The sequence below is a fragment of the Pedobacter sp. 10L46_2 genome (genome assembly GCF_056395165.1).
Genome location: NZ_JBFTIZ010000178.1, coordinates 1 through 8482 on the forward strand (window position 1 = coordinate 1; position 8482 = coordinate 8482).

Sequence of the window (8482 nt, forward strand, 5' to 3'; positions counted from 1 at the left end):
ATCATACACTATATGATATTGGTTCTATAACTAAGACATTTACCTCTACCCTGCTTGCTCTGGCAGTTCATCAGCAAAAACTAACTCTTGAAACATCAATTACCAAGTTTCTACCAGATTCTGTGGCTGAAAACCCTGCGTTACAAAAGATAACATTTAAAGAACTTGCCAATCATACCTCTGGTTTACCAAGGGATGCCGACAATCTGGGAGCTACGGTTATTGATGCCAATCAGCCTTATGGTAACTATAAGGTTAAGGACTTGTTTTCGCTTCTAAAGCATTTTAAACAAACAACAGTGCCAGGCGTAAAGTATGGATATAGCAATTTAGGCGTCGGGCTAATAGGTGTATTGTTTGAAAGGATTTATGACAAGTCTTATCAGGAACTTCTACGGCAGTATATTACCCTGCCATTGAAAATGAATGAAACTATGTGCTCCATTGACAGCACCAAATTTAGTAACCTTGCTCAAGGTTATAATAGTTTCTCTCAGCCAGTTCCTTTTTATCATCTGCAGGCTGTTGAAGCGGCAGGTGCCATTAAAAGCTCAACATTTGACCTTATAACTTATGCAAAAGCACAACTATTCTCTTCTAGTCCCACTCTTGATACAGCTATAAAATTAATACATCAGGTCACTTTTGATAAAAAACCGGATATAGTTGGACTAGGTTGGTATTATTTGCCAGATAACAAAAACGTTATGACTCATACTGGCGGAACAGGTGGTTATCTCAGCAGTATTTGCATAGATCTGAGTAGGCAAATAGCTGTGGTTATTCTAACGAACAATACAAATACAGGTCATAGCTTGGGTAATAATTTAATCACTGCGATTCATTAGTAAAGTTGATAATATGCTGAGTATAACTTGCGCATTTAACAGTCTAATGATTAGTAATGGTCTAATGATTTAAAAGTGAATCAGGATTATTAGTAATTATAAATCTAAATTTTAAACGTATGTTATTCGCTTCTATCGGTACTGGTAAAATTGTATTAATTCTAGTTGCTATTGCTATGCTATGGGCATTAGGACGTTATGGTAGAGATACGCGCATAGGTTTTGGTGGTGTTATTTTGCTTGGGCTTTTCCTTACCCCATTGATTGCATTTATTATTATATATTATTTAATAACCTGCAAGATTAAAAAGACAGGTTTAGCCGAAATCTATATTAAAAATTAGATGACAATATGCTCGGCTTGTTTTAGAATATATGGGACTTGAAGGGTCCGTTGGCGACAGTTCTTGGGGTATATACGCCGGAATATTTAGAGATAAATATTATATTGAATGGATTGTGGAGTTTGACCCGACTAAATAGTGTAAAATACCTATTTTTATATATTTCCCGAGAAATTGCTTTCATGAAAAAAATAAACTTAAAAATACTGCTGATTTCAATCATTTTTCTTGGGATTTTAACCGCTGTTAGCTTTGTTGCTGTAGGTGCCGAAGAAGAAGGAACAAGCGGAGGCAGTTTGGCAGTATTAACGCTTTCAAAATTATTTTATGTACTTAGATTTCCGACACATACTTTACTTTGGAATGTTATGGGAGACAATGAATACGTTTTTTTTGTTTTGCTGGGAGTAAATGTCTTGATATACGGATATCTTATTGRACGGCTGTTTTATAAATGTACCTGATTACATGTATTCAATGTCGCCATCATCCTACATATTCGGAATTTCTTGATTCCAATAACTTGCTTTCGATAGCCTGATTCAAAATCATGGTTTATTCATAATGGTTGTACTTCACTTTTTATACAATTGTAATGTCTAAATCTAATTTGCTTTGGACACCCTTTTAAATTCAACCTTCTTCAGCCCTAATTCTTCTATTTTAATTTGAAATTCCTCTTTAGCAAATGGACCTAGTACGCCATTTTCAGGAGTGATTGTCTTTTCCATTTTTTTAATAATATAATAATTAAGGTCAGATTTATTATTGAAATCTTTTGATTGCTTAGCAATTATAAACTCTTCATTATTTCCAATTTCAATAATCTTAGAAGATAAAACCCCTACAAAATCACCTGTTTCTAATTTATAACCTATGTAAATATCTCTATTATAATTATCTGTAGTTGTAATAAAATAATTTCCTAGTATTTTTTGTCGTTGAAATTCACTACCGACACATGACGATATTAGTAGCGCGTATAAAACTATAAAAAGCTTACTTATTTTCATTTCAACTATAATTCTTAATAGTTGTTTTGAGATAAGTCAGTATCCAAACGAAAATAGCTACGATGGCTAAATCGTATAGTAAATTTACTAATATAAAAGAGATCATGAAAGCACTTCCATCTATCCCCTCGAAAGTCTTTTTTTGCAAGTAAGGGAATGGAAAGCCTAATTCGACAAATGAGAAATGATTCCATAGTAATGGTAGTGCAGACATTAATGCGAAACACAGAACCCCAATTAAAAAATATTTCATACGCGTAAGTTATTCGGTTGGCATTATTATATCTCTTATGATAAAGTCTCTGGTAATGCCATATCTTTCAAATTTACCAATTAGCATTTGGACATGTAATATTACTTTTGGCCCGAATTGATCTCCCCATGAGTCCCATATCAGGTTGAATAATCTTCTATCTTCACCACCTATCGGGATATATAATGAACTATCTCCAACTTTAAATTGACCACTGTCATCCGCAAATTGCCACATTACTTCCGGGTGTTGACGCTGAAACATTAGAAATCGGTGTCTATGTACGCCTGAAATTGCGCCCAGGTTCTTATCATAGTTCGCCGTAAACTGAATATTAGTAATAGAATACCCTTCCTTTGGTAAGATCACGGGAGTTTTTAGCAACGAATCAATATTAACCGGCTTATATTTTTCATTCTTACTAGCCTGGCCTTTTAGTCCAATAGAAAATAGTATAAAACATGGAAGTAATAGTGCGATTTTCATATTGGTTGATTGAGAGGCATGTTTAAATATACTGTATCTTTTGAAATATCTAATAAACATATTTAGTAAAATATACTTGACATAATGATATATATGTTTTACATTTGATCAAGTAAACTAGATATAAATATGAAAAATCAATTTCTTCTTCCTGCAAAGTTTCGCCTTATCGGTTGGGTTACATTTTTGCTTTTCTTGGCGTTAGGTATCCTCACGGAATCTTATGGGTACAACATACCAGGTTTTCAGATCTATTATCCTAATGACGGTGGATCTGCAGACTACAATTTAACTAATGAACTTGCATTTTCGGGTGTCATAATTGGTTTAATTATGGTTTCGTTCGCCAGGCACATTAATGAAGATGAACTAATAAGCAAAATTAGATTAGAATCGTGGAAATGGGCAGTCCTGATAAGCTATGCGATCTTATTAATTTTGAATTTCACATCCTATGGTCTTGGGTTTGTGTTTATAGTTACTTATAATGTAGTTACGCTTTTGCTTGTTTACATTATAAAGTTCAACTACAGCTTGTATTTGTTGAATAAAAATTTAAAAAATAGTGAAGACTATTAATTGCCCATGAAAAATTCAATACGAGTCCAACGGGCAATAAAAAATATAACTCAAGCTGAGTTAGCACAGCTAGTAAATGTATCAAGGCAAACCATTAACACCATGGAATCAGGCAAATACATCCCTTCAACTGTGCTGGCTTTGAAGATTGCCGCCATCTTCGGAGTTTCTGTGGAACAGGTATTTGAATTGGAAGAAGGAGATTGAGATAGTCCTCACTTTCAAAATAGCGTTTAATATGAAATTTTTGTAGGTTGTGCAAAACCTCTTAATTAGAAAACAACAATGGTTAGGTTTAGGATAATGTTAATATTTTCTCTCGTATTATTTAGTACTCTTGGATGCATAAATAACAATAAACCATATGTGATAAGTAAGGAAGATAGTCTTTATAAAGCTTCCTTTAAAAAGCATGATGGGGCATTAGTTATTCCACCACGCGGAAAATATGGAAGAAATACCTTTTTGATAGATTCAAATTCATCAGTATATTATTATTCTTTTCAAGAACCTTCAATAGGCAAAGGGGTTTCGGATGATCGAGAGTCAGATACCATTGGTTTAATGCCAAATCATATTTTCAAAATCCCAGCAGGAATGGAACGCGCATTTTTCAAGAAGAATGTGCTAGATCAGGAAAGTAAACTTGGTTGGAAGTCTATAATTGTAGCTTCCTTTAAAGATTCTGTGACGAATGATTTTGTTCAATATCTGCTTAAGATGAGCAAAGATGAGCCAAAGAAAATATCATTTCGAATACGACTTGCACTGCCAGAGGAAAGAGAAGTTTTGAGATATAAATTGAATGGTGAACATTACGATCCTTTTATCAAATAGCATATTAGATATGCAGGTCTATTTTTATCTTTAACCTATTGCTCCAACATTACAATATCTTTTAAAGTATGCTTAGTCAAAAGTAAGCTAGCCTCGGGGCCAATGAAGGACTATGTTAGTCAATGGGGAATCAATTGGAGCATTGAAAAATATAAAAAAGGATTAGAAATGTAAATATCTAGAATAAAAACCTTATTCTTCTTCAGAGAACGTGATCCTATTACCAAAAGGATCATAAACAGTTACCGTAATGGCTTTGGGATTCCATTCGGGTACTTCCAAACCTGGGTGGTTATATTTATATCTCTTGTCGTTTAACTCTTTATGATAAGCACGAAGACCTTTAAAGTCCTCAATAGATACGTGTGAACCAGGACTTGCATCACCATGATGTTCTGACAGGTTTAAAGTAATGTCCCTTAATGTTACCTCCAGGTATATGGGGGCATCATGGTGATTCGGGTGCTCCCAATCGATTTTAAAACCAAGCCAGTTTACATAGAACTCGATGGCTTTATCATAATCAAATATTCTTAAAATTGGTTTAACTTTACTCATAATAGCTACAACGTTTATTTGAAAATAAAGTTTATAACAGGACATAAAATATTTTATGTCGATTGGCGAAAAGATGTTATTTTTTTGCTACGATTCTCATAAAGAGTTTAACGTCGTCCGAAATAATTCCATCACAAGACTTATCAAAGTACTTTTCTGAGGCATAATCGATACCCCAATCTGTTCGATCAATGATCAGCGTGCCATTCACCACAACAGTGCCGTCCATTCCGTCCTTAAAATACATTGTGGCCGGAAAAGTAACTGCCTTCGTGATCCCCTCAATGGTCAGGTTCCCGGTAACTTTTATAGTTGCAACACCTTCAATGGTCATGTTCCCGTTCCTGCCTTCAGTTTTTCCATCATTTACTGTTTCAACCTTCGTAATTGTGAATGTAGAAACGGGGAATTTTTTGACGTCAAAAAATGCAGGCAATTTATTGTGTGGACCTGGATGATCAAATTTTTGTTCAATTGTATTCATGTCGACTTCAACTGCACCGCCCTCCAGATGACGGTTTTCGATCACCAATTCACCTTTTAATATATCGACGTCGCCTGTACCAGAACCATCACCAAGAAACGTAGAACCTTCCCATGCACCAAGTAGCATAGAACCTTTCCATATTACAACACTTTGCTTCGTATCTATGATATATTTTTTCTGACCCTTTTTATTATAAAAGTCCGTGATGGTCTTTCCATCATAACGATACACTCCGGTCGCAGATCCAAACCAAATACTTCCATCGTTTGCTTCCAAAAGCCCAAAAAAAGCATCTCCTAACATAATTTCGGCTACCGTGGGCTTGTTACTATACAAGGAGTTTGCATCATAACGGGACAGTGCCCAGACCGCCACATGAGCAGTATTTACCGGACCAGTAGCCCAGATGTTTCCTTTTTTATCCTCGATTATAGCATAAACACCCTTCTGCGATACCCAAGTAAAGGTGCTGCCGTTATAGCGCCAAAGGCCATTGGTGACGTCACCAAGCCAAATATTGCCTTTTCTATCTTCGATTATACTCCAAACGTTTGTAAAAGTTTTTCCCTTATGGATTAAGGGGGTAAATGTTTTTCCGTCAAAAACGAAAGCATCGCCTCTTGTGCCAACCCATAATTTCCCGCTTTTATCTTCAATGATTGTAGTAATATCATTGTTCCAATTTCCTTCTTTATAAACACGCGAGGGGTTCGGATTTTTAAAATTTCGAAAAGATTTCCCATCGTAACGGCTTATTCCACCTCCGGTGCCGAACCAAATAATGCCGGCCTTATCTTCATAAACAGACATCACCCGATTATTGGCAAGTCCCTCTGTGGTAGTGAAATGTTGAATGGATTTCCCGTTGTAATAATAAACGCCTGAATCAGTAGAAGTGAACCAAATATTTCCTAGGCGATCTTCAAGGACATCCCAGAATCGATGCGAACCTATTTTACTTGTAAGATTAGTAAAATATTTTCCATCATATCGAAAAACATCACCAAATGATGAGTTGTTCGGGCCAGCAATCAAAATGGTGCCATTTTTGCCTTTTTTTATATTACGAACCATTAGGTTAGGCCCTATGTCTTTAACTTCGGTTTTGATGTTATCTTTTGGTACGTTTGTTTGGTTTTGTCCACAGGAAGTGAGAAAAACAGACATTACAAACAAAGCATATACGTGTATGTATTTCATACCTTTTTATTTATTGATCCAATTAGAATTGATTCAGCGAATCTACTTTGATGTTTTTCGGCGCGACGAATTTGGATTGTAAATAAAAATGTAAACTTTGTAAATAAAATCTTGACAGTTTAATTTGCTAGATCCATTATCGCTGCTACGGACAAGCAACTTTTCTTTATTGGTTGTGTCTTCTATGTAAACCAACCAAATTTATATGAAATTATTTTTTTACAAAGTCTGCATATTAAGTTTTCTTTTGCTTTTAAGTTTAATTTACGAAAGTTCTGCACAGACTGTTTCAGGCAGGGTAATAGAAACCGGAGGTAAGGGAGTTGAAAGTGCAACCATAACAGTTTTAAATGCTGCAGACTCAACCCTGGTAAAATATGAGGCAAGTAACAAAGAAGGCTATTTCGAGATCACTAATTTAAAAAACGGCGTATTTACCGTTAAGGTTTCGTGCATAGGTTACAACGGCCAGTTATTAAACAATATCAGATTTAACGGCTCTTCTGTTAAATTAACTGATGTTGTTCTCAACAAGCAATCGAAAGAGCTCAAGGAAGTCGCCATTGAAAGTAAGCACCCCGTTCTTGAACGAAAGGTGGATCGATGGATATTTAACTTGAACAACACTATAGCGGCAAATGGTTCTTCCCTCTTTGAGGCTTTGCAGGTGGCGCCTTTTTTAAAGGTATCTGACAATGGCGTTTCTATGGCGGGCAAAGGTAGTATGGGTGTTATGGTAAATGAGAAAATAGTCTATTTAAGCGGAACAGACTTAACTAATTATCTGAAAACACTCAGATCTGAAGGTGTGGAAAAAATCGAGATCATTACCAATCCGCCAGCAAAATATGATGCCCAGGGGGATGCCGGCCTGATTAACATTGTTTTAAAGAAAAACGAATCTTTGGGCTGGCGCGGTTCATTAAGTTCAACATATCGGCAGGGCTTCTACGCCTCCTACAACAACAATCTGGCTCTTTTTTTCCGTTCAAAAAAAATCAACAGTTCTTTTACATTTGGCCAATCACGTTATCACAATATGCAGAACAATTGGCTCAATATGATTGGAAACTCTAGTCAAATTCTCAGTAACGAGCAGCGTATATCAATTACTCCCGGTTTGCAGGCTGGTTTAAGTATAGACTATGAGTTAGATAGGCACAATAACATCGGGTTTATTTATAATATTTCACTGAGTAAAGAGAATAATGCCTTTGTTAATAGTTATAGCTATGGTAAGAGTAATACTGTAGACTCGGTATTGAACACTAACGGCGAAATGTACAGACCATTATTTGCACAAACCTTAAATGTATACCACGATTTAAAGATTGATTCGGCCGGAAAGAAATTAAGTAGTTCTGTTAATTTTTTCTCGAACAGACCTGAAATAAGAAATAATTTTGTTTCAGAATCTGAAAGCACCTATGCTGCAGTTCGCAATAATAACTCGTCAAAATACAATATCTGGTCTGTTCAATCAGATTTAACATTACCTTATAAATGGGCTAAAATAGAAACAGGTATTAAGTTCGCCAATTTTGATAACAATGCTGATGTGGAGTACTATAATTATGTCCACGAAAATTTCTTGCTGGACAAAACACGTAGCAATGAATTCAACTATACCGAAAAAAACCTGGCATCCTATTTCAGTATGTCATCTGAACTTTCAAAAAGATGGACGGCCAAGGCAGGATTGCGTTATGAGTACACGATGACGGATGGTTATTCGCCTACTTTAGACCAGCGCAATAAGCGTAATTATGGTGCCCTATTCCCTACTGCCTATATCGTTTACAAAGCTGACGCAAACAATGTTTTGTCTTTAAATTATTCGAGGCGGATTAACCGACCGGGCCTCAGTTCCTTAAATC

11 protein-coding genes are annotated in these 8482 nt (G+C 35.7%); 7 read left to right on the forward strand and 4 right to left on the reverse strand.

The features are described 5' to 3' along the window. From AC1DDX_RS17630 to AC1DDX_RS17640, 3 genes are all read left to right on the forward strand, one after another. Window positions 1–848, forward strand: an 848-nt coding sequence (locus AC1DDX_RS17630) for a serine hydrolase domain-containing protein (RefSeq protein WP_477622342.1), incomplete at its 5' end; no start/stop codon positions are given. A 119-nt stretch (window positions 849–967) separates the two neighbouring features. Then, window positions 968–1192, forward strand: coding sequence for a hypothetical protein (locus AC1DDX_RS17635; protein WP_172662695.1), 225 nt, complete (start codon window positions 968–970; stop codon window positions 1190–1192). A 182-nt stretch (window positions 1193–1374) separates the two neighbouring features. Further along, the gene (locus AC1DDX_RS17640; protein ID WP_477622343.1) at window positions 1375–1656 is read left to right on the forward strand and encodes a hypothetical protein; all 282 of its coding nucleotides are present in this window, start codon (window positions 1375–1377) and stop codon (window positions 1654–1656) included. 141 nt (window positions 1657–1797) lie between these two features. Here AC1DDX_RS17640 and AC1DDX_RS17645 read toward each other — a convergent pair whose 3' ends face one another. Together AC1DDX_RS17645 and AC1DDX_RS17650 are read right to left on the reverse strand one after the other, a co-directional pair. Continuing rightward, a complete protein-coding gene (locus AC1DDX_RS17645; RefSeq protein ID WP_172662693.1) occupies window positions 1798–2205 on the reverse strand; it encodes a DUF3997 domain-containing protein in 408 nt (135 codons plus the stop codon). A 262-nt stretch (window positions 2206–2467) separates the two neighbouring features. Next, window positions 2468–2944: a hypothetical protein gene (locus AC1DDX_RS17650; RefSeq protein ID WP_172662692.1), complete on the reverse strand. Its 477-nt coding sequence runs from the start codon at window positions 2942–2944 to the stop codon at window positions 2468–2470. 129 nt (window positions 2945–3073) lie between these two features. Here AC1DDX_RS17650 and AC1DDX_RS17655 point away from each other — a divergent pair, with 129 nt between their 5' ends. From AC1DDX_RS17655 to AC1DDX_RS17665, 3 genes are all read left to right on the forward strand, one after another. Continuing rightward, window positions 3074–3523, forward strand: a complete 450-nt coding sequence (locus AC1DDX_RS17655) for a hypothetical protein (protein ID WP_337716024.1) — start codon at window positions 3074–3076, stop codon at window positions 3521–3523. A 6-nt stretch (window positions 3524–3529) separates the two neighbouring features. Next, a complete protein-coding gene (locus tag AC1DDX_RS17660; RefSeq protein ID WP_172662690.1) occupies window positions 3530–3730 on the forward strand; it encodes a helix-turn-helix transcriptional regulator in 201 nt (66 codons plus the stop codon). A 159-nt stretch (window positions 3731–3889) separates the two neighbouring features. After that, window positions 3890–4360 (forward strand): hypothetical protein, encoded by a 471-nt coding sequence (locus tag AC1DDX_RS17665; RefSeq protein ID WP_172662689.1) that lies wholly within the window; start codon window positions 3890–3892, stop codon window positions 4358–4360. Between the two features lie 192 nt (window positions 4361–4552). On the opposite strand, the gene AC1DDX_RS17670 is transcribed toward AC1DDX_RS17665, so the two are convergent. Both AC1DDX_RS17670 and AC1DDX_RS17675 read right to left on the reverse strand, forming a co-directional pair. Continuing rightward, window positions 4553–4918, reverse strand: coding sequence for a glyoxalase superfamily protein (locus tag AC1DDX_RS17670; RefSeq protein ID WP_172662688.1), 366 nt, complete (start codon window positions 4916–4918; stop codon window positions 4553–4555). 76 nt (window positions 4919–4994) lie between these two features. Continuing rightward, the gene (locus AC1DDX_RS17675; protein WP_337716022.1) at window positions 4995–6605 is read right to left on the reverse strand and encodes a two-component regulator propeller domain-containing protein; all 1611 of its coding nucleotides are present in this window, start codon (window positions 6603–6605) and stop codon (window positions 4995–4997) included. A gap of 205 nt (window positions 6606–6810) precedes the next feature. Here AC1DDX_RS17675 and AC1DDX_RS17680 point away from each other — a divergent pair. After that, window positions 6811–8482 (forward strand): TonB-dependent receptor domain-containing protein (locus tag AC1DDX_RS17680; RefSeq protein ID WP_477622344.1); only part of this gene is annotated, 1672 nt, incomplete at its 3' end.

Bases quoted from the DNA above. Each gene is read 5' to 3' on its own strand.
- AC1DDX_RS17635 (WP_172662695.1), top strand. From the start codon at position 968: ATGTTATTCGCTTCTATCGGTACTGGTAAAATTGTATTAATTCTAGTT.
- AC1DDX_RS17645 (WP_172662693.1), bottom strand. From the start codon at position 2,205: ATGAAAATAAGTAAGCTTTTTATAGTTTTATACGCGCTACTAATATCG.
- AC1DDX_RS17650 (WP_172662692.1), bottom strand. From the start codon at position 2,944: ATGAAAATCGCACTATTACTTCCATGTTTTATACTATTTTCTATTGGA.
- AC1DDX_RS17655 (WP_337716024.1), top strand. From the start codon at position 3,074: ATGAAAAATCAATTTCTTCTTCCTGCAAAGTTTCGCCTTATCGGTTGG.
- AC1DDX_RS17660 (WP_172662690.1), top strand. From the start codon at position 3,530: ATGAAAAATTCAATACGAGTCCAACGGGCAATAAAAAATATAACTCAA.
- AC1DDX_RS17670 (WP_172662688.1), bottom strand. From the start codon at position 4,918: ATGAGTAAAGTTAAACCAATTTTAAGAATATTTGATTATGATAAAGCC.
- AC1DDX_RS17675 (WP_337716022.1), bottom strand. From the start codon at position 6,605: ATGAAATACATACACGTATATGCTTTGTTTGTAATGTCTGTTTTTCTC.